Below are 20,963 nucleotides of genomic sequence, written 5' to 3'. Positions count from 1 at the left end.
GTGACCCTAGGTGTGGCCATTGCCTTCCGTCAACTGTGGGAACGCAGGTGTGTTGTGCCATACAACAACCCTTCCTCGGTCCAGGGAGCCCAGGGAGCCCAGGGAGCCCAGGGAGCTCAGGACCTCAGGATGAAGGGATCCCCGGCGGGCTCCTCGCTGGTGTTGATCCAGACGCTCTTCAGCCGGGTGTACTCCCGGATCACCTCCGTGCCGTGCTCGGTCCCCATCCCGCTGGTCTTGAACCCGGCCCGGGGCGACATCGGCGACATCGAGCGATAGGTGTTGGCCCACACCGTCCCGGCCTCCAGCCGGGCGGCCATCCGGTGCACCCGGTTCACATCCCGGGTCCACACGCCCGCCGCCAGGCCGTACGCGGAGTCGTTGGCGATCGCCAGGGCCTCCTCCTCGGAGCCGAAGGGCATGACGGTCGCGACCGGCCCGAAGATCTCCTCCTGGCAGATCCGCATCCCGTTGTCGGTGCCGGTGAAGACGGTGGGGGAGTAGAAGTACCCGTCGAGACCGGTCTCCGGCCGCCTGCCGCCGCAGACCACCTTTCCGCCCTCGGCCTGTCCCAGCTCGACGTACGACTCGACCTTCTCCAGCTGCTCGGCGATGGCGAGCGGGCCGAGCTCTGTGGTCTCCGCCAACGGATCGCCGATGCGGATCGTGGCCGCCCGCGCCGTCACCCGCTCCAGGATCTCGTCGTACACCTCCCGGTGCACCAGCACCCGGCTGCCCGCCACACAGGTCTGGCCCGCCGCCGCGAAGACGCCCGCGATCACGCCCATGGCGGCCGAGCCCAGGTTGGCGTCCGGGAAGATGATGTTGGGCGACTTCCCGCCCAGCTCCAGGGTGCAGCCGATCAGCCGGTCGGCGCAGGTGCGGGCGATCCGGCGGCCGGTCGCGCTGGAGCCGGTGAAGGTCACCTTGGACACGCCGTCGTGCTCGGTCAGCGGCCCGCCCGCCTCCGGGCCGTACCCGGTGACCACATTGACCACCCCCGGCGGGAACCCCGCCTCCTCGAAGAGCGGTGCGAGCGCCAGCAGCGAGGCCGAGGTGTGCTCCGAGGGCTTGACCACCACCGTGTTCCCCGCGGCCAGGGCCGGGGCGAGCTTGGTGGTGGTGAGCAGCAGCGGGGAGTTCCAGGGGGTGATGGCGCCGACCACGCCCACCGGTTCGCGCAGGGTGTAGTTGAGCAGCTCGCGGCTCGCCCCGGGGATCACCTCGCCCTGGATCTTGTCGGCGAGTCCCGCGTAGTAGTGGAAGTACTCGGGCAGCCCGGCGAGTTGGGCCCGCATCTCGCGCAGCAGCTTGCCGTTGTCGAGGCTCTCGGTGCGGGCCAGCCGCTCCGCGTGCTCACCGATCAGATCGCCCAGGTTGCGCAGCAGCCGACCGCGCCGGGTCTGGCTCAGATCGCGCCAGCGCGGATCCTCGAAGGCGGCGCGGGCGGCGCCCACCGCACGGTCCACATCGGCGGCGGTGCCGCGCGCCGCCTCGTACCAGGGCTCGGCGGTGGCCGGGTTGACGCTCGCGAAGTAGCCGCCCTCGGCGGGGGCGGTCCACTCGCCCGCGATGTAGTGGTCATGGCGCGGCAGGGGGTTCATGAGCGGTGGGACTCCTGTCCGGTGGGGGCTCCGGGGTGGGTTCCGGTATGGCTTCCGTGGCTTCGGGTGCGGCTTCCGGTCCGGTTTCCGGCGTCGGTTCCGGTGTCGGTGTCGGTGTCGGTGTCGGCGTCGGCGTCGGTCCCGGCATGGGCTCCGGTCCGGGTGAGGATCACGTCGGTGAGTTCCCGGGGGCATTCCAGCGGCAGCAGATGGCGGGCGCCGGGCACGATCACCGCCCGGGCGCCGGGGATCCGGTCGGCCAGCCGGTGCGACATGGCCGGGGTCGAGCCGGGGTCCCGCTCGCCGGTCACCGCCACGGTGGGCGCGGCGATCCGGGGCAGCCACCGCCACAGCCCGGTGTCGGCGGTCGCGAACACCCGGTAACACGCCAGGTAGGAGGCCCGGTCGTTGGCCAGCAGGGTATCGAGCACCTGCCGCGCCAGCTCGGGGTCCTGGGCCCGCCAGGCGGGCGAGAACCAGCGGTCGACCGCCGCCCACGCGGACGCCCCGAAGTCCTGGGCGGCCAGCTCCTGGCGGCGGGCCACCGCCGCCCGCTCCTCCTCCGACCGGCCCGCGACCGAGCTGACCAGGGTGAGCGAGGCGGTGAGCTCAGGCCGGTCGAGACCCAGCCGCTGGGCGACCAGGGCGCCGAGCGAGAAGCCGACCACATGCGTGGGGCCGGTCAGCAGCGCCCCGACATCGGCGGCCAGCTCGGCGAGCGACACCCCGGCCGCCGCGGCCGGGGAGGCGCCGTGGCCGCGCAGATCGACCAGCGTCACCCGGTGCCGGGCCGCGAGGGCCGGCAGGCACCGGTCCCACATACGGCGGTCGAGGCCGACGCCGTGCAGCAGCACCAGCTCCGGGCCGTCGCCGTGCGTTTCGTGGCTCAGCGCCACCGGGACACCGGCCGGGGAGGCCGGGACGCGTACCCGGGCACCCGCCTCGGACCTGCCCATGTCACTCACCGCCCGCTCACCGCTCCGTCGACAGCGGCGCCAGCCGGGCCTGGGGGCGGCCCTGGGCGGCCGCCGCCAGCCCGACGACGATCTCGTCGGCGCGCGGCCCGTCCGCCACCCGCACCTCGATGCTCTGGTGGTGCGAGCGGATGGTGGCGTCGGTGATGTGCTTGAGCGGGATGTCGAAGACCGTGCCCGCGGCGGCCCGCTTCTCCACGGCCGGGAGCAGCGTGGTGGCGTTCGCCGCGCGGCGGAAGTGGTCGCCGAACTTGAGGGTGTGGATCAGCGCGGAGCCGTGCTCGACCTCCCCGTCGAGCCCCACGATCGCGGCCTTCCCGTACGCCTCCACCGGCGCGCCCAGGGCCTCGACCACGCGTGGCGCCAGCAGCTCGCCCAGCTTCGGCGCCACCTCGTCGATCCCCGGCAGCAGATCCGCCACGAAGCCCTGTCCGGCCCAGGGGTTCTCGATGACGGCGAGCACCACGGCCGTACGGGCGGGCGGGTCCACCGGGCGGCCGCCCTCGCTGTGGACGTCCTCGGTGCAGGTGATGATCTTGCGGACGTTCATGTCACGGTCTCCAGGTCGTCGTCCAGATCGGCCAGGCGGATGAGCGGATCGGTGGCGCGGTCCCCGATCCGGGCGTTCGGGCGGGGGCCGGACGCCCCGGCCGCGATGACGACGATCTCGTCCGGGCGGGGCGCGTCGGGGATACGGATCTGGCAGGTCTGGTAGTGCGAGCGGGTCGCGGCCGCGGTCTTGTGCCACAGCGGCACGGTCAGCGGCTCACCGGCCGGCAGCCGGTCGTCGCTGAAGACGATGATCGAGGTGCCCTCGGTCAGCTCGCGGAAGACATTGCCGAAGAACGGGGTGTGGATCAGCGCGCCGCCGTGCTCGATCTCCCCGTCCAGGCCCACGATGGCGGCCTTGCCGAAGGACTCGATCCGGTCGACTCCGCCCAGCGCCTCGCTGATCCGGTCGGTGAGCAGCCGGGCCAGCCCCGGTGCGATCCGCTCGACCTCGGGCCCCAGGTCGGCGACGAAGCCGCCGCCGGCCCAGGGATTGCTGATCACCGCGGCCGCCGCCACCCGGCGCACCGGCGCCGCGACCGGGCGGCCGAGCTCCAGCAGCAGCTCGTCGGCGACGGTGACGACCTTGCGCAGCCGTGTCTCAGCCATGACCGCCACCGGTGGTGAACCGCGGCATGACCTTCTCGGCGAACAGCTCCAGGCTGCGCATCGCGTTGCGGTGCGGCAGACCGGGGTGGGTGGTCCACAGCAGCAGATGTTCCAGGCCCACCTCGTCGCGCAGCTCGGCGATCTTCTCCGAGACGTACTCCGGGGTGCCGACCAGGAGATTGCGCCCCTGGAGGAAGTCGAAGGACAGCTCATGGGCGTCGGTGAGCTCTTCGCCGGCCTCCATGAGGTTGGACAGCCCCCGCCAGTGCATGATCCACCGGTAGGTGGTCATCAGCGCCTCTTCGAACTCGGCGCGCGCCTGCTCCATGGTGTCGGCGACATACACATCGCGCACCAGGCCGATGCCCTCGCCCAGCGCGTACTCGCGCCCGGACGCCTGGCTCGCGGTGTCCCGGTAGAGCTCGAACCGCTCCTTGAGCGCCGAGACCGGCGGCAGCCAGAAGAGCCCCTGGACCCCGTCGGCCGCGGCGGACTTGATCGAGCGGGGGCTGTCGATGACCTGCCACAGCGGAGGGTGCGGCCGCTGCACCGGAAACGGCGTGACCTGCATCTTGGTGATGACACCGGCGTCGGTGTAGTCCGGGGTGGCGGGGGAGAGCGGGTGGTTCCACTTCACCCCGGGGGCGGGGAACTCGTAGAACCGGCCCCGGTGCGAGAAGAACTCTCCGCTCCACGCCTTGCGCAGGACCTCCACGGTCTCGTCGTACAGGGCGCGGTTCCGCTCCTGGTCGCGCGGATCGGCCAGGGCGTTGAGGTTGAGCGCCTCGCGGCCGTACAGCCCCCGGCCGAGACCGACCTCGACCCGGCCCCCCGAGAGCTGGTCGAGCATCGCGATGTCCTCGGCGAGCCGCAGCGGATGCCAGAAGGTGGCGATCGAGGCCGCCTGGCCGATCCGGATGCGTTCGGTACGGGCGGCGATGTCCGCCCCCATCAGCACCGGGTTCGGGGTGATCTCGATCGCCTCGTGCCCGAAGTGGTGTTCGGTGTACCAGGTGGACCAGAAGCCCGCCCGGTCCGCGGTGACCGCGAACTCCCGGGCCTCGTTCATGACTTCGGCGTACTCGCCGAGACGGCCCGGGGCACCGAGGTTGTGGAATATCGAAAAGCGCATGCAGCGTCCGTCCTGTTCTTCCGGCTCACGCTGTGCCATGGCAGGGAGGCTAGGAGTCCATGTCGGGCCCGTCAAGGGTCGACGTCAAGGAAACAACGTTGACCTGTGCCTTTGGTGAGCACCCGGAACTTTCTCGGCGCATCTGTCCCCAGGTGTTGACAGCTGTCGATGGCCTTTCTACGGTCCTCTGCCATACAAGAGCTGACTGAGGGAAGACGTCATGACGCACACTCTTGACCGCACCGCCCGCATCCGCTCCACCTGGCAGGCGGTCTGGGACCGGGGCGAGGTCGACGCGCTCGACCAGCTGCTCGGCCCCGGCTATGTACGCCGCCGCGGGCCCGCCGCGGCCCCCCAGGGCCGAGAGCAGTTCAAGGAGTCCATCCGCGCCATCCGCCGGGCGTTTCCCGATCTCCGTACCGAGATCGAGGAGATCGTCGAGGACGGCGCATCGCTGGCGATCCGCTGGCGCAGCACCGGCAGCCACACCGGCGACTTCCTCGGTGTCCCGGCCACCGGCAGGCCGGTCGAGGTCTCCGGCGCCACCTTCACCCGCTTCGACCACGGTGTGGTCAGCGAGGAGTGGGTGACCTGGGACCCGCGCCAGCTGCTGGAGGCGCTCGGGATCATCACCACCACTCAGCAGGCGGCCGTCGACGCCGATGTGGTCCGTGGTGTGCACCGCAAGTTCATCACCGGTGTCACCGTTGTGACCTGCGACGACGGCGGCAAGCCCCGAGGGCTCGCGGTGAACGCGTTCGCCAGCATCTCACTGGATCCACCGATGGTGCTGGTCTGCGTGCAGCGCTCCTCCACGACCCATCCCGCGCTGCACCGGGCGAGCCATCTGGGGATCAACATCCTCGCCGCCGGCCAGCTCGACGTGGCCAAGACCTTCGCCTCCAAGGCGGACGACAAGTTCGCCGGGCTGTCCTGGACCCCCGGTGAGTTCGGCGTCCCGCTGCTCGACCGGTCCTGCGCCCAGCTCGAGGTGGAGATCGGCGAGCGGCTGGAGGCCGGCAGCCACACCGTCTTCACCGGCCGGGTGGTGTCCGCCCGCCATGAGGAGCTGGCCCCGCTGGTCTACAGCGGCGGTGGCTTCTTCGACATCTCCCAGACCGCGCCGCTGCCGTGGTGAGACACCGCCACCCCGATCCGCGGCGCCACCGGCCCCCCGCCACCCCCTGACGCCCACTCCTCCCGTCCCAGGAGCACGCCCATGACCCACGATGACACGGCGCCGGTGTACGGCAGCGCGGTCACCAAGGTGGAGCCCTTCGGGGTCGACCACATCCCCGACAACGAGCGGCACGGCAAGCCCAGTTCGCAGTTCTTCGTCTGGTTCGCCGCCGGTCTCAACTTCCCCATCATCCTGCTCGGGTTCAGCGCGGTCGGGCTCGGCCTCAGCTTCGGCGCCGCCGTCGCCGCCATCGTGGTCGGCGCGGGGCTCGGCTCGCTGCTGATGGCCGTGATGTCCCGGATGGGCGTACGGCTGGGGGTGCCCCAGCAGATCCAGGCGCGGGGCCCGCTCGGCTTCTTCGGCAACTTCCTGCCGGTGGCGTACATCAATGTGTTCGCCGGGGTCGGCTGGGCCGCGGTGACCGTGATCCTCGGTGGCAAGGCCATCGCCGAGCTGACCCATCTGCCCTTCTGGCTCTGCGGGCTGGCGCTCACCCTGGTCGAGCTGGTGGTGTCCATCTACGGCTACAACATGATCAATTTCCTTCAGCGGGTGCTGACCTACGTCCTCACCCCGCTGTTCGTGATGATCACGGTGGTGGCCCTGGTGCGGGGCGCGGGCACCTTCGACGCCGATCCGAAGGCGGCGGACTACGTCGGTTCCACCGGCGGCTGGATCACCTTCGGCGGCTGGTTCCTCTCCTTCCTCGTCGCCTGGGCGCCGTTCGCCTCGGACTACTCGCGCTATCTGCCCGACTCGCCGAGCGTGGTGAAGCGCACCGCCTGGTACACCGGGCTCGGCAACTTCGTCACCATCTGCTGGCTCGGCATCCTCGGTGTGCTCCTCGGCTCCAACGCCACCAGCACCGACTCCATCACCGCCCTGCACCAGCTGACCGGGCCGTTCGCCATCCCCGCCCTGATCGCCATCGGGCTCTCCGCGCTCGCGCAGAACTTCCTCAATGTCTACGGCGGCGCGATCTCCGTCCAGACGCTGAAGGTGCCGGTCACCCGGACCCAGGCCGTCACCCTCATCTGCGCGCTGGCGTATGTGATCAGCCTGTGGGGACACTCCGGGACCGAGGACAAGTTCTCGGTGTTCCTCAACCTCACCGCGTACTTCATCGCGCCGTTCGCCACCGTGCTGCTGCTCGACTACCACCTGGGCGGCCGCTCCGACCCCAGCCGGATCGCCGAGCTGTACGACCGCGGACGGGTGCTCTCCTGGGGCTTCGCCGCCTGGGTCGGCGGGGTGCTGGCCTCGGTGCCGTTCTGGCAGTCCGACCTCTACACCGGGGCGTTCGCCTCCGCGTATCCGCACGCGGGCGATCTGAGCATGTTCGTCGCGGCCGGCGCCTCGGCGGTGCTCTATCTGCTGACCTACCGGCTGCGGCCGCTGTGGACGCGGGGCACCTCGGCCACGGACGAGCCCCGGCCGGAGAAGACGGCGGCGGTGGCGGGCTCCTGACGAAGCGTCACCCTCCGGGGCGGGCGGTTGTCGCCGCGAACGGCGATGCCGCCCGCCCTCCGGCGCGCCCCGGCCCTTTCCCGCTATCGCCTCCGGCGGGAGGGCGCGGGACGCTCGGCGGGGGCGGGGTCGATACAGCGCGACTGGGCGTGTTCGTACACCATCGTGCTCTGCACATCCGCCACCTCACGGCGCTCGGTGAGGCGGTCGATGACGAACGCGTACAGCCCATTGGTGTCCGGCACCGCCACATGGATGAGGAAGTCATGGGCGCCGGAGGTGACGAACAACCCGATGGTCTCCGGCAGCTGGGCGGCCCATTCCCGGAACCCCTCGATGACCGGCCGGGACGGCGGGCGGATCCGCACCGAGATCAGCGCCTGCACGGGGCGGCCGACCGCCTCCAGGTCGACGGCGGCGTGATAGCCGCTGATGATGCCGCGCTCCCGGAGCGCCCGGACCCGCTCCAGGGAGGTCGACGGCGAGACCCCCGTGCGCAGGGCCAGCTCGCGATTGGTCTGGCGTGCATCGTTCTGCAACTCCCGCAGAAGAGCACGGTCGAGTGCATCAAGTTCCACGAAAGCGCTCCCTTGCCTGAGGAAATTCGGCGAGCCGTGCCCCGGCTCGGATGGATGGGTACCGTCCACCACATTAGCCATCGACAAGGAGTAGCGCTCGTGTCCGTTCCCCAGCTGTCCGACGAGGATGTACGCACCGATCAGTCCACCCGGCAGGCCAAGCTCAAGTGGGTGATCGTCGTGGCCGAGGAGCTGCCCGCGGGCCGGGCGGTGAACGCCGCCGCCTGCATGGCCGCCGCCGTCGGCCGGGCGATGCCGGAGCTGCTGGGGCCGGACGGCAGGGACGGCTCCGGCTCCGGCCACCCGGGGCTGCCGTGGGCCGGCTGCTCGATCCTGGTGGCCGGCCCGGCGGCGCTGCGCGAGCTGCGGGCCAGGGCCGCCGAGAAGGACGATCTGTTCCTCGTCGACATGCCCGGGCAGGCCCAGACCTCACGGGTCTACGACGAGTACCTCGACAGCCTGGCCGGCACCAAGACCGAGGATCTCGATTACCTCGCGGTCAGCCTCGTCGGCCCGCGGAACAAGGTGAGCAGGCTCATCGGGAAGCTCCCCCTGCTGCGCTGAGCTACGCGCCGCCCGTCGCGGCCGGATCGCCCAGGGCGTAGGGGGCGAGGATGTCGGCGATGGCCCGGTTGCGCGGGGTGGCGACGGCCAGCTCGGCGCCGAGATCGGCCACGGCCCCGCTGAGCCAGCCCAGCTCCAGGCGGTTGCCGCGCAGGAGGTCGTTGTGCATCGAGGACGTCATCGTGGCGGGCAGCGTGTCGCAGAAGGCGAGCCGGTCGTCGGCGAAACCGGGGTCCAGGTCCACCCCCTTGGCCCGCCCCACGGCGACCACCTCGCGCATCACATCACGCAGCAGATCCCGTGACCCCGGATTCCCGCGGACCACCCCGATCGGCTGCCGCACCGCCGAGGTGGTCCCGGACAGGCCCACCAGGAAGACGAACTTTTCCCAGATGGTGCGCTCGATGTCCCCGCTGATCTCCGCGTCGACACCGGCCGCGAGACAGCGGTCGAGGAAGTGGCGGGCGCGCGGGGACTCCTTGCGGTCGTACTCCCCGAACACCAGCCGCTGAAGCGTGCCGTTGTGCACCACCACCCCCGGCTCCTCGATGTACGCCGAGATGTAGCCGACCCCGCCGAGGACCGACTCCGCGGGCAGATGGCGCCGCAGCTCGGTGTCCTTCTGCACTCCGTTCTGGAACGACACGACCGCGGCGCCGCTCTCGGCGAGGGGCGCGAGCTGCCGGGCGACGTCCTCGGTGTCCCACAGCTTCACCGCCACCATGACGAGGTCCGGAGCCTCGAGGTCGGAGACCGTCGGCACGACCGCCTCGGACGGCACCCGCAGATCCCCCAGCGGGCTGCGCACCGTCAGCCTCCGCTCCCGGATCGCCGCGAGATGGCGGCCCCGGGCCACGAAGGTGACCTCGTCCCCCGCCGCGGCGAGCCGCGCGCCGAAGTATCCGCCGACGCCACCCGCGCCGATGATCGCGATCCGCATGATGTCCCCTCGTTCTCAGCCGCTTGGTAACCCTTCAGGCGGTTACTATATTCGCATGGATCCCTCGACGGAGCAGGTCCCGCGGACGCGGGTCACCGCTGGGCTGCGGGCACTGCGCTTCGACGCCGGCAGCCTCGCCCTGAACCTCATCGCCTCCCTCGGGCGGCGCGGCAGCACCCCGATCGAGCGCCTCGGCACCCTCGACCGGCTGCGGGAGTGGTGCGACGGCGTCGGGTTGCGGCTCCATGACGAGGCCGTCACCGAGGAGCTCCACACCGAGCTGCGGACGCTGCGCGAGGCGGCGTACGACGTGGTGGCGGCGGTTGTCCACGACCGGGCCCCGGCCGCCGCGTCCATCGCGCTGCTCAACGACCGGGCGCGCCCCGCCCCGCCGCAGCCGCTGCTGAGGGCCACCGGCACCGGGGTCGAGGTGGACGGCGCCGATCGTCCGCTGACCGGGCGGGAGCTCCAGTCGACCGTCGTCCGCGACCTCATAGCGGTGCTCGGGGACCCGGAGCGGCGCGGGGCGCTGCGGGCGTGCGACTCCTCGCTGTGCACCATGATCTACCTCGACGCCACACCGGGCAGAAGGCGCCGGTGGTGCTCCATGCGGCTGTGCGGCAACAGCGCCAAGGCCGCGAAACACCGGCAGCGGCAGGCGTCCGCCGCACCGGCCGGGTCCTGACGCCCCGGCGCCCCCGGCCGGGTCCTGAAGCCCCGACGCCCCGTCCAGGTCGTGAAGCCCCCGGCGCTCCCCGGGCCGCTGTTTCCGGTGGGCCGCCCGGGGCACCCGAGGTGGCTGGAGGGTTGCCGATGGCCGAAGAGAGCGACACCGACCCCGCACCGAAAGCACGGCGCCCCGGCCGGGCCTGCGGCCCCGGGGGAGCGGTGGCCGCCGTCGCGCTGACCGTGGCGACCGGGGCGATGGACGCGATCAGCTTTCTGGCCCTGGGCGGCGTCTTCACCAGCGTCATGACCGCCAATCTCTCCCTGCTCGGCATGTCCACCGCGTCCATGGACGCGACGCTCGCCCGGGACTCCGCGGTCGCCATGAGCGGCTACATCGTGGGCGCGCTGGTCAGCGGCCGGATCGTCCGCGGCTCCCGGCCGGCCCTGCGGGCCCGGTGCGCGCTCACGGTGGAACTGCTCGTGCTCGGCGGGCTCTGGGCGGCGTGGGCGTCCGCCGGGGGCCATCCCACCGGTGACCTACAGCTCGTGCTGCTGGCGGTGGCCGCGCTCGCCATGGGAGGGCAGAGCGGTCTGGTGCGGGCCGTCGGGCCGCCCGGCTTCTCCACCACGTATCTCACTGGCACCCTGACCGGGGTGCTGGTCGACGCGGTGCGCAGCGGAACGGTGCGCGGGCTCAGCATCGCGCTGCTGGGTGGCCTGGTGGTGGGCGCCGCGGCCGGCGGGCTGCTGGTGGCCCATGCCGCGCGGGCCGCGCCCGCCCTGCCGACCGGGCTGGTCGGCCTCGTGCTGCTGGCGTCCCTGACCTCCCTGGCCCGGGATGCCCAGGGCCATCTCTGGCCCCACGCCGAGTAGCCCGCCCCAAGCCCGCACGCCCCGGGGCGGGTTGACCGGTGATTCACTCTTCCAGCGGAGCGTCATCCGATGTCAGACTCGGGCGGTGACCGACTTTGACATGCTTGTGATCGGGTCCGGGCCGGGCGGCCAGAAGGCTGCCATCGCCGCCGCGAAACTCGGTCGCCGGGTAGCCGTCGTCGACCGTAAGGAGATGGTGGGCGGGGTCTCCCTGCATACCGGAACCGTTCCGTCCAAGACCCTGCGCGAGGCGGTGCTCTATCTCACCGGACTGACCCAGCGGGATCTCTACGGCCAGAGCTACCGGCTCAAGGAGGAGATCACCGTCGCCGACCTGACGGCCCGCACCCAGCATGTGGTCGGCCGTGAGGTGGATGTCGTCCGCAACCAGCTGTCCCGCAACCGGGTCGCGATGTTCTCCGGCACCGGGCGGTTCGTGGACGACCACACCGTGGCCGTCACGGACGCCACCGGCCAGGAGCAGCTGCTCACCGCCCAGCACATCGTGATCGCCACCGGCACCCGCCCGGCCCGCCCCGCGAGCGTGGAGTTCGACGAGCGGACGATCATGGACTCCGACAGCGTCCTCAATATGGAGCGGGTGCCGCGCTCCATGGTCATCGTGGGCGCCGGGGTGATCGGCATCGAGTACGCCTCGATGTTCGCCGCCCTGGGCAGCAAGGTCACCGTGGTCGAGCAGCGCGAGGGGATGCTGGACTTCTGCGATGTCGAGATCGTCGAGGCGCTGAAGTACCGGCTGCGCGACCTGGCCGTCACCTTCCGCTTCGGCGAGACCGTGGCGGCCGTCGAGCGCCATCCGCGGGGCGCCCTGACCATCCTGGAGAGCGGTAAGAAGATTCCCGCCGACGCGGTGATGTACTCCGCGGGGCGCCAGGGGCTCACCGACGCGCTGGACCTGGCCAAGGCGGGGCTCACCGCCGACCGGCGGGGCCGGATCGCGGTGGACGAGCACTACCGCACCGCCGTGCCGCACATCTACGCGGTCGGCGATGTCATCGGCTTCCCGGCCCTGGCCGCGACCTCCATGGAGCAGGGGCGGAGCGCGGCGTACCACGCCTGCGAGGAACCGGTGAACCCGATCCACCACCTCCAGCCGATCGGGATCTACAGCATCCCCGAGATCAGCTTCATAGGCCGCACCGAGGACCAGCTCACGGACGAGAAGGTGCCCTTCGAGGTCGGGGTCTCGCGCTATCGCGAGCTGGCCAGGGGCCAGATCGTCGGCGACGGCCACGGCATGCTGAAGCTGCTGGTCTCCCCGGAGGACCGGACGCTCCTCGGCGTGCACTGCTTCGGCACCGGCGCCACCGAGCTGATCCACATCGGCCAGGCCGTGATGGGCTGCGGCGGTACCGTCGACTATCTGGTGGACGCGGTGTTCAACTATCCGACCTTCGCCGAGTCCTACAAGGTGGCCGCGCTCGACGCCACCAACAAGATGCGCGAGGTCGACCACCTGCGGGGCTGACCCCCGGCCTCCGGCCCTCCTCCGCACCGCGCCGTCCCGGATATCCCTTTTGGGATACTGGAGGCAGATCGGGAGGAGGGCTGAGATGACGCGCGCAGTCGGTATTGACCTGGGTACGACGAACTCGGTCGTATCGGTCCTGGAGGGCGGTGAGCCGACCGTCATCACCAACACCGAGGGCACCCGGACCACCCCCTCGGTGGTGGCCTTCGCCAAGAACGGCGAGGTGCTGGTGGGGGAGGTCGCCAAGCGCCAGGCGGTGACGAACGTGGAGCGCACCGCGCGATCGGTCAAGCGCCACATGGGCGAGGACCGGTGGCGGTTCCCGGCCACCGGCGATGTGGACGGCAAGCGCTACACCGCGCAGGAGATCTCCGCGCGGGTGCTCCAGAAGCTCAAGCGCGACGGCGAGGCGTACCTCGGTGAGGACGTCACCGACGCCGTGATCACCGTCCCCGCGTACTTCAACGACTCCCAGCGCACCGCCACCAAGGAGGCGGGCGAGATCGCCGGGCTGAAGGTGCTGCGGATCATCAACGAGCCGACGGCCGCCGCCCTGGCGTACGGGCTGGACAAGGAGAACGACCAGACCATCCTGGTCTTCGACCTCGGCGGCGGCACCTTCGACGTCTCGCTGCTGGAGATCGGCGAGGGGGTGGTGGAGGTCAAGGCCACCAACGGCGACACCCACCTCGGCGGCGACGACTGGGACCAGCGGATCGTGGACCATCTGGTCTCCCGCTTCGGACACGGCTACGGCGTGGATCTGGCCCAGGACAAGATGGCGGTCCAGCGGCTGCGCGAGGCATCCGAGAAGGCCAAGATCGAGCTCTCCGCGGCCAGCGAGACCACGATCAACCTGCCCTACATCACCGCCTCCGACCAGGGCCCGCTGCACCTGGACGAGAAGCTCACCCGCTCGCAGTTCCAGCAGCTGACCGAGGACCTCCTGGAGCGCTGCAAGGCCCCCTTCCACCAGGCGATCAAGGACGCCGGGATCAAGACAGCCGACATCGACCATGTGATCCTGGTCGGCGGCTCCACCCGGATGCCCGCCGTGACCGGTCTGGTCAAGGAGCTGACCGGCAAGGAGCCGCACAAGGGCGTCAACCCGGACGAGGTCGTGGCGATCGGCGCCTCCCTCCAGGCCGGTGTCCTCAAGGGCGAGGTCAAGGACGTGCTGCTGCTGGACGTCACCCCGCTGTCCCTCGGTATCGAGACCAAGGGCGGCATCATGACCAAGCTGATCGAGCGCAACACGACCATTCCGACCAAGCGCTCGGAGGTCTTCACCACGGCCGAGGACAACCAGCCGTCGGTGCAGATCCAGGTCTTCCAGGGTGAGCGCGAGATGGCCGCGTACAACAAGAAGCTCGGGATGTTCGAGCTGACCGGGCTGCCGCCCGCACCGCGCGGGGTCCCGCAGATCGAGGTGGCCTTCGACATCGACGCCAACGGGATCATGCATGTCTCCGCCAAGGACCTCGGCACCGGCCGGGAGCAGCGGATGACCGTCACCGGCGGCTCCGCGCTGCCGAAGGACGACATCGACCGCATGATGCGCGAGGCCGAGAGTTACGCGGAGGAGGACCACAGGCGCCGCGAGGCCGCCGAGACCCGCAACCAGGCCGAGTCGCTCGTCTACCAGACCGAGCGGCTGCTGCGGGACCAGGCCGACAAGGTGCCCGGGGACGTCCGGCAGGAGGCCGAGGCGGCGGTCGCGGATCTGAAGCGGACGCTCGAGGGCGAGGACACCAACGCGATCCGCGAGGCCACCGAGCGGACTGCCGCCGTCGGGCAGAAGATCGGCACCGCGATCTACGCCCAGGCCCAGCAGTCCGGCCCGTCCGACGGCGGCGGATCCAGCGGCTCCGCGGGCGGCCCCTCCGGCGACGGAGCGGGCCGGGCCCACGCGTCTGAGGAGGACGTCGTGGACGCGGAGATCGTCGACGACGAGAAGACCGGGGACGAGCCCAAGGGCGGCGCCGGCTGACGGTCACCGCCCTCCGGGGCGGCCGACCGTCCTTGCCTACCGGGGCGGCCCGACCGTCACTGCTTCCTGGCCGGCTCGCCCCGCCGCGCCGACACCTCCACGAGCTCCGAGCGCCCCTTCGCGTTGAGGTGCAGGATCGGAATGGCCTTGTTGCGCGGATTGCCGTTGTTCTGGAAGGAGATGAACCCACTCGCCCCCGGTACCTGCTGACGGCTGTTCATCTGGTGGAACATCCGCGCCACCGATTCCCCGGTCACCTCGCCCAGCGCCGCCATCTGGATGCCCTGAGCGGCGGTGAGCACCGCGTCATGCGCCATGATGGCCTGGCCGTCCTGGTGCTGGTCGTCGGGGAACCACTTGGCCATCAACCCGCCGGGCTGGAAGTACCGGGCCGACGGGCGGGAGACGGAGTCGGGGTCCTCCTGCCACATATCGGGGTGCGCCAGGCCCGTGTAGAGCACCCGCACCTTGCTCTCGGCGGCGTGGGCCAGGTCATCGGCGGTGAGGTTGGTGGTGTCGTCGCCGGTGATCACCATGAACTCCCGGTCCTGGCACGGCCGGTTGGCGATCGCGTCCAGGAACCGGGTGAGGTGCTTGCCGCGGCCCGCGAAGAAGACCGCCTCCGGCTTCTGGTCGCACAGCTGCCCCGGCATGTAGCGCAGCTCGTTCTCCCAGGCGCCGCGCACCGAGGAGTCATAGGTCATCCGGTCCGCCACCAATGTGTGGCCCTCGATGTCCTGGAAGACCTTGGTGAAGGCGTCACCCAGCGTCTTGGCGTAGTAGTTGTCCCGCGCGTCGTCCTGGACCACCACCGCCCGGCGGACCCGCTCCTTCTTGAGATACGCGGAAGCGGCGTACGCCTCGTCCACATTGGTCGGGGAGACCCGGACGAGCCCCTTGATGCCCTCTATGTTGGTGGCCGTCATGGTGCTGGCGACCAGGGCCAGACCGTTGTCGGACAGCCGCCGCAGCGCGTCGAGGTTCTGGGTGTCGCTGGGGCCGAGCCCGGTGACCGCGACCAGCTTGTCGTCGGAGGTCTTCCGGTCGATCAGCTCATCGACGGTGTGCTCCCAATGGGCCGCGCTGCTGCCCATGTTGGCGATCAACAGCTTGATCTTGGGGGAGGAGGAGAGATCGCCGCGGTTGTGCCGGTACTGCGCCAGATACGCGCCCTCGAGCTCATGCCGCACCGATTCCTCGGAGTTGCTGTCGTCCTCGGTCAGCGTGAACGAGGTCATGTAGGCGACGCTGACGTACTTGTCACCGTGCTTCTCCACCAGTTCGTTCTCCGCCTTGATCTTCTTCGCCACGGGCTCCAGATGGTCGGCGAAGGGGTACGAGCCGTCGGTGACGCCCACGCACTCGCGGTCGTCACCCATCTTGACGACGCCGTCACCGCACCGGGCCCGCCTCTCCTGGAACCAGTTCACGGTGAGCGGGATCGCCACCGCGAGCACGGCCAGGACGATCACGCCGATCACCACTCGGCGCACGATGTGCAGCGGCCATTCCAGTCTCGGCACCGGTCTCACCCCTCGCTCATGGACGTCAGCGGATGGCGCCAGTGGCGGTACCGCTCCGCCTCGTTGAACAGGGCCACGATGTCGTTCCTCCGCAGTCGTGAGAGCTGGTTGAAACCGTCGGCGATCATGTCGTTGAGCCGCATCCCGGGGTCGGCGAGCGGATCGCTCCACACCCAGCGCACCGTGATCAGCTCCCGGATCACCGAGGCCGTGGTGACCGCCTCCGGGGGCTCGTCAGGGGCGAGGCCGGCGAGCAGCTCCAGCGGTCCGCCGGCCCGGCCGAGCCGGTTGGGGGCGGCCGTGATGGTGTTGAACTCGCTGATCCACTGCGCCGCGGGCACCGCCGGGAAGCGCTCCACCAGATACCCGGTCACCTCGTCGATCCGCTCCGCCGCCAGCCGGTGGTACATCTCCTGGACCGGGCGGCCCTCGGACCTGAAGTGCTCGGCCAGCAGCTCCTGCACCGCGTCCCAGTCGTCCGGGCGCCCGGCCAGCCGCCACAGCAGCAGCCGCCGCAGCCAGGGGTGCAGGGCCGGGGTCACCGCGCCCGGGCTGTGCAGCAGCCAGCGGCCGCGGACCTCGCCGAACAGCGAGTCGCCCGAGCCCAGCAGCCGGGTGGCGATGGACAGGTCGCGGGCCGCGGCGCACTCCTCCAGCGCCACCCGCCGCGCGGGGTCGAAATCGCGCAGCAGATGGTCCAGGGCGGCCTCCGCCAGCGTCCGGGTGTCCTCGCCCTCCCGCGGTGTGCGGTCCGGCAGGGTGCGCAGCCAGCGGTCCTGCTCGGCGCCGTCCTCGACCGGCACGGACGAGTGCCGGAGCAGCTCCAGGACCAGGCTGACCGCCCGGGGGAGCCCCCCGGTCAGCCGGTGGACGAAGGGCGCGAGCCGGGTGAACGGCGCGAGGTCGGGGTGGTGGCGCAGCTCCAGCTCGATCCGGATGCGCACCTCGTCCAGATTGAGGTCGCGCAGCCGCAGCGGATACCACCAGGTGTCATCGCTGTCCCGGCCCGGCCGGTGCTCGCGCCAGTCCGCCAGGGACGCCCGGTCCGGGCCGCGCAGCCGCCACGGCCACTGGTCGCCGGTGGCCGGGCCCCAGCGGGGCAGCCACCGGTTGGAGCTCGCCACGACGGTGAGCGGATCGCAGTCGGCGCCCGCCACCACGGCGTCGTCATGGCGGGCCCGGATCAGCAGATCGAGGAAGCGACGGCCGTACTCCGTATGGGAGTTGTCGAGCAGCAGCAGATACGAGCGGGGCATGAACGAGTGGCGCACATTGCTGCGCATGTCCTCCAGCAGGGCCGAGAACAGCACCCGGTCCAGCCGCTCCTGATCGTCCTCGTCCCCGTCGTGGCGCCACAGGTTGAGCTCGACCAGCGCCTCCCACGGATCCCGGCTCCGGAGCAGCGGATGGCCGCCGTACCAGGCCGCGCTGCTGGTGAACTTGCGGCCAGGCAGCCGCCTCCGGCCGCGCCGCAGCGCGTCCCGCAGCAGCGCGAGCGCCGCCGTGGACGCGCCGTCGGGAGCGCCCACCGCGCCCCCGGCCACCTCGAAGAAGGCGGCGAGATAGTCGCCGTAGCGCGCCTCCGCCTGCTCCTGGAACGCGTCCAGCTCCCGCCGGATGTTGCGCCGCCCCTCCGCGAGGCTCGTCATCCGCAGCTGGTGGTCGGAGGCGAGCAGACCGAGCGTCAGCCGCGGGAAGTGCGAGCGGCGGTAGCGCGGCAGCTTGCGCTCCAACTGGCGCGCGAGCAGCGCCAGGGCGTACCGCGGCAGCAGGGCCTGCTCACCGCCGACATTGACATACGCGAACGGCGTCTCGGGGCCGAACTTCTCCATCAGCGCGCCATGGGCGTCGCTGGCCCCACTGCCGCGCGGCCCCAACAGCATGATCACCGGCCGCTCGTCCGTGGGCTCCAGCCGGAGACACTCCCCGACCAGACTGATGATCCCGCTGCGGCCTCTTAAGCCCACGCCCATTCCGGATTCCGCCACGTGCCCCCGTCCCCCCGTTCAGGCCCCCCGTCGGCCACTAGGGGTCCTTTACCCACATTCACCCCTTCGATAGCGGGCCGTTCCCAAACGTACTCCGGCAATGGGCGGCGCCGACATCCCTTTCCCCTCGGAGGTTCCTCCGGCCGCGAGGCACCGCCCCCCCGCACGGCGCCCGCGCACAGCGCCCCCCGCTCAGCGGCGGAAGATCTCCAGCCGGGTGGGCGCGGGCCGCCCCGGCGCGGGCAGGACGAGGCCGCGGCGCCCCGGGGTGATCGACCCCAGCACGCTGGCATGGCGGGCGCCGGTACAGCTGGGCACCGTACCGGCCAGCCCATGGGCGGTCAGGAAGGCGAGGACGGCGAAGGCGTACGCCTCCTTCGCCGCCGCCGGAAGGCCGAGGTCGTCGGAGGTCCGCAGCGCGATGGGGCCCAGCTCCCGGCGCAACGCCCCCATCAGGGTGGGGTTGCGGGTGCCGCCGCCCGAGGCGATCACCTCGGTGGCATGCACCGACCGCACCGCGTCGGCCACCGTCCGGGCCGTCAGCTCGGTGACGGTGGCGAGCACGTCATCGTCCGGCACCGGGCCCGTGGCGGCCAGGGCGGCGCGCAGATAGGACGCGTGGAACAGCTCCTTGCCGGTGGTCTTGGGCGCGGGCAGCGCGTAGTACGGCTCGGCCAGCAGCCGCTCCAGCAGCGGCTCGTGGACGGTGCCGCGCGCCGCCATGGCGCCGTCCGCGTCATGGTCCAGCCGGCCGCCCGTCAGCTCGCCGGCCGCCGCGTCGATGAGCGCGTTCGCCGGGCCGGTGTCGAAGGCCAGCGGATCCCCGGCGTCCGCGACCACCGTGATGTTGGCGATCCCGCCCAGGTTCAGGGCGGCGCGGACACCGGGCCGCCCGCGCAGCCACAGGGCGTCCACCAGGCTGACCAGCGGAGCGCCCTGGCCGCCCGCGGCCACATCGCGGGTGCGCAGATCGGAGACCACCGGGCGGCCGGTGGCCTCGGCGATCCAGGCGGGCCGGCCGAGCTGGAGCGTGCCGTGCACCCGCCCGCCCTCGGCCCAGTGGTACACCGTCTGGCCGTGGGAGCCGATGAGGTCCGTACGCCCCTCGCACAGCTCCCGGTCGGCGCGGGCCGCGAGCGCGGCGAACGCCTGGCCGATCCGGGTGTCGAGCGCGCACACCTCCCGCATGGTGGTGGCCGCCGGGGGCAGCGCTGCGCGCAGCGCCGACCGCAGCGCCTCCGGATACGCCTCGCTGACCAGCCCCAGCGGGGCCAGCACCACGGTGTCGCCGTCGAGCACCAGATCGGCCGCCGCGGCGTCCACCGCGTCATGGGACGTGCCCGACATCAGACCGATCACCCGCATGATGTCTCCTCCTCCCGCTGGGCCTCCTGTCCCGCCCGCGCCGCGTCGGGCAGCGCGCCGCGGTGGTTCTCCCCGCGCAGGGTGAACAAGGCGACCACGCTGATGGCGCAGGTCGCCGTCACGTAGTACGCCGGGATGTCGACCTCGCCGGTGTGCTTGATCACCTCGGTGATGATGAGCCCGGCGCATCCGGAGAACACCGCGTTGGACAGCGCGTACGCCAGCCCCAGGCCCGTGTAGCGGACCCGGGTCGGGAACATCTCGGCGAGCATGGCCGGACCGGGCCCCGCCATCAGGCCCACCACCACGCCCGCCACGAACACCGCCGCCCCCTGGACCCATGCCGAACTGCCCGGATCCTGGAGGACATTGAGCAGCGGGAAGGCCAGCACCGCCACCAGCGCGGCCCCGGTCAGCATCACCGGCCGCCGCCCGATCCGGTCGCTGAGCAGCCCCGCCGGGAGGATGGCGAGCGCGAAGCCCGCGTTCGCCACCACGGTGGCCACCAGCGCCTGCTGGAAGGTGGCGTTCAAGGTGGCCTGGAGATACGAGGGCATGACGACCAGGAAGGTGTAACCGGCCGCCGCCCAGCCCATGATGCGCGCGGCCCCCATGACGATGGCCCGGGCCACTTCACGGGGGTCCGCCACCCGCTCCGGCCCGGCACCTGACGCGGTGCCGGTGTCCCCGTCCGCCGTCGCGCGGAAGAACGGGGTCTCCTCCAGCCTCAGCCGCAGCCACAGGGCCACCAGCCCGATCGGCAGGGTCAGCAGGAACGGCAGCCGCCACCCCCAGTCGTTCAGCGACTCCTCGCTCATCACGGTGGCCAGCACCGCCGCCACCCCGGCCCCGGCCAGCAGCCCCAGCGCCACGGTGAACGACTGCCACGCCCCGTACAGCCCGCGGCGGCCCGGCGGGGCGAACTCCGTCATGATCGACACCGCACCGCCGAACTCCCCTCCCGCGGAGAGACCTTGGAGGATCCGCAACAGGGTGAGCAGCCAGGGCGCGGCCGCGCCGAGCGTGTCGTACGTGGGCAGCGCCCCGATGAGCGTCGTGGCGCCGGTCATCAGCAGGAGTACCAGGATCAGCGTGGGCCGGCGCCCGATCCGGTCGCCGACCCGGCCGAAGACGGCGGCGCCGATGGGGCGGAAGAAGAACGCGATCCCGAAGGAGGCGTAGGTCTTGACCAGGCCCTCGATCTCGCTGCCGCCGTCCGGGGTGAAGAAGTTCGCCGCGATGATCGTCGCGAAGAAGCCGTAGACACCGAACTCGTACCACTCGATGAAGTTGCCGACCGAACCGGCCACCAGCGCACGGCGCGGGGCCCGCCCGGCACCACGTTCGCTGGGATCCGCTGGGGACGTCGTCACATCCGGGCCCTTTCAGCCGTCACCGCCAAGGGGATGTGATGTCCGTACCCGTCAGGGAGCGCGGTTACCGGTGCGAGCGCGGCTCCAGCGGCG

Annotated in this window: 18 protein-coding genes; 7 read left to right on the top strand and 11 right to left on the bottom strand. The window is 71.5% G+C overall.

What is annotated here, in order from left to right:
• Positions 1-116: 116 nt before the first annotated feature.
• The 5 genes from ACT2CW_RS05690 to ACT2CW_RS05670 are packed head-to-tail and all read right to left on the bottom strand — an operon-like array spanning position 117 to position 4,868.
• A complete protein-coding gene (locus ACT2CW_RS05690) occupies positions 117-1,604 on the bottom strand; it encodes an aldehyde dehydrogenase (protein ID WP_445515759.1) in 1,488 nt (495 codons plus the stop codon).
• A complete protein-coding gene (locus ACT2CW_RS05685) occupies positions 1,601-2,560 on the bottom strand; it encodes an alpha/beta fold hydrolase (RefSeq protein ID WP_445515758.1) in 960 nt (319 codons plus the stop codon). The genes ACT2CW_RS05690 and ACT2CW_RS05685 overlap by 4 nt, the downstream gene beginning before the upstream one ends.
• Positions 2,561-2,576: 16 nt before the next feature.
• Positions 2,577-3,128, bottom strand: a complete 552-nt coding sequence (locus ACT2CW_RS05680) for an amino acid synthesis family protein (protein ID WP_164430679.1) — start codon at positions 3,126-3,128, stop codon at positions 2,577-2,579.
• Positions 3,125-3,736: an amino acid synthesis family protein gene (locus tag ACT2CW_RS05675; protein ID WP_445515757.1), complete on the bottom strand. Its 612-nt coding sequence runs from the start codon at positions 3,734-3,736 to the stop codon at positions 3,125-3,127. Before ACT2CW_RS05675 ends, ACT2CW_RS05680 begins: the two co-directional genes overlap by 4 nt.
• On the bottom strand, positions 3,729-4,868 hold the full coding sequence (locus ACT2CW_RS05670; RefSeq protein WP_445515756.1) for an LLM class flavin-dependent oxidoreductase: 1,140 nt from the start codon (positions 4,866-4,868) through the stop codon (positions 3,729-3,731). The genes ACT2CW_RS05675 and ACT2CW_RS05670 overlap by 8 nt, the downstream gene beginning before the upstream one ends.
• 220 nt (positions 4,869-5,088) lie before the next feature.
• Between ACT2CW_RS05670 and ACT2CW_RS05665 the strand changes: the two genes are divergently transcribed.
• Both ACT2CW_RS05665 and ACT2CW_RS05660 read left to right on the top strand, forming a co-directional pair.
• A complete protein-coding gene (locus ACT2CW_RS05665) occupies positions 5,089-6,006 on the top strand; it encodes a flavin reductase (RefSeq protein ID WP_445515755.1) in 918 nt (305 codons plus the stop codon).
• 81 nt (positions 6,007-6,087) lie between these two features.
• Positions 6,088-7,515: a purine-cytosine permease family protein gene (locus ACT2CW_RS05660; RefSeq protein WP_414081875.1), complete on the top strand. Its 1,428-nt coding sequence runs from the start codon at positions 6,088-6,090 to the stop codon at positions 7,513-7,515.
• A gap of 83 nt (positions 7,516-7,598) precedes the next feature.
• On the opposite strand, the gene ACT2CW_RS05655 is transcribed toward ACT2CW_RS05660, so the two are convergent.
• Entirely contained in the window at positions 7,599-8,093 is a 495-nt protein-coding gene (locus tag ACT2CW_RS05655) for an Lrp/AsnC family transcriptional regulator (RefSeq protein WP_059144620.1), read from the bottom strand.
• A 99-nt stretch (positions 8,094-8,192) separates the two neighbouring features.
• Between ACT2CW_RS05655 and ACT2CW_RS05650 the strand changes: the two genes are divergently transcribed.
• Entirely contained in the window at positions 8,193-8,657 is a 465-nt protein-coding gene (locus ACT2CW_RS05650) for a DUF2000 domain-containing protein (protein ID WP_445515754.1), read from the top strand.
• A gap of 1 nt (position 8,658) precedes the next feature.
• Here ACT2CW_RS05650 and ACT2CW_RS05645 read toward each other — a convergent pair whose 3' ends face one another.
• Entirely contained in the window at positions 8,659-9,597 is a 939-nt protein-coding gene (locus ACT2CW_RS05645) for a ketopantoate reductase family protein (protein ID WP_445515753.1), read from the bottom strand.
• A gap of 55 nt (positions 9,598-9,652) precedes the next feature.
• Between ACT2CW_RS05645 and ACT2CW_RS05640 the strand changes: the two genes are divergently transcribed.
• From ACT2CW_RS05640 to dnaK, 4 genes are all read left to right on the top strand, one after another.
• Positions 9,653-10,282: a CGNR zinc finger domain-containing protein gene (locus ACT2CW_RS05640; RefSeq protein ID WP_445515752.1), complete on the top strand. Its 630-nt coding sequence runs from the start codon at positions 9,653-9,655 to the stop codon at positions 10,280-10,282.
• A gap of 128 nt (positions 10,283-10,410) precedes the next feature.
• A complete protein-coding gene (locus tag ACT2CW_RS05635; protein ID WP_445515751.1) occupies positions 10,411-11,139 on the top strand; it encodes a YoaK family protein in 729 nt (242 codons plus the stop codon).
• A gap of 85 nt (positions 11,140-11,224) precedes the next feature.
• Positions 11,225-12,628 carry a Si-specific NAD(P)(+) transhydrogenase gene (sthA, locus tag ACT2CW_RS05630; RefSeq protein ID WP_445515750.1) on the top strand — a complete coding sequence of 468 codons (1,404 nt, stop codon included), beginning with the start codon at positions 11,225-11,227 and terminating at the stop codon, positions 12,626-12,628.
• Between the two features lie 85 nt (positions 12,629-12,713).
• Positions 12,714-14,621: a molecular chaperone DnaK gene (gene dnaK / locus ACT2CW_RS05625; RefSeq protein WP_445515749.1), complete on the top strand. Its 1,908-nt coding sequence runs from the start codon at positions 12,714-12,716 to the stop codon at positions 14,619-14,621.
• Between the two features lie 56 nt (positions 14,622-14,677).
• On the opposite strand, the gene ACT2CW_RS05620 is transcribed toward dnaK, so the two are convergent.
• From ACT2CW_RS05620 to ACT2CW_RS05605, 4 genes are all read right to left on the bottom strand, one after another.
• Positions 14,678-16,144: an ABC transporter substrate-binding protein gene (locus tag ACT2CW_RS05620; RefSeq protein ID WP_445515748.1), complete on the bottom strand. Its 1,467-nt coding sequence runs from the start codon at positions 16,142-16,144 to the stop codon at positions 14,678-14,680.
• Positions 16,145-16,149: 5 nt separating this feature from the next.
• Positions 16,150-18,132: a hypothetical protein gene (locus ACT2CW_RS05615; RefSeq protein WP_445515747.1), complete on the bottom strand. Its 1,983-nt coding sequence runs from the start codon at positions 18,130-18,132 to the stop codon at positions 16,150-16,152.
• 192 nt (positions 18,133-18,324) lie between these two features.
• Entirely contained in the window at positions 18,325-19,497 is a 1,173-nt protein-coding gene (locus tag ACT2CW_RS05610) for an anhydro-N-acetylmuramic acid kinase (RefSeq protein ID WP_164430655.1), read from the bottom strand.
• Positions 19,488-20,870, bottom strand: coding sequence for an MFS transporter (locus ACT2CW_RS05605; protein WP_445515746.1), 1,383 nt, complete (start codon positions 20,868-20,870; stop codon positions 19,488-19,490). Before ACT2CW_RS05605 ends, ACT2CW_RS05610 begins: the two co-directional genes overlap by 10 nt.
• Positions 20,871-20,963 lie beyond the last annotated feature (93 nt).

The organism is Streptomyces sp. NEAU-174, from assembly GCF_052665095.1.
The sequence above is the reverse complement of the archived record's forward strand: the minus strand, read 5'-3'. Positions and strand labels throughout refer to the sequence as shown.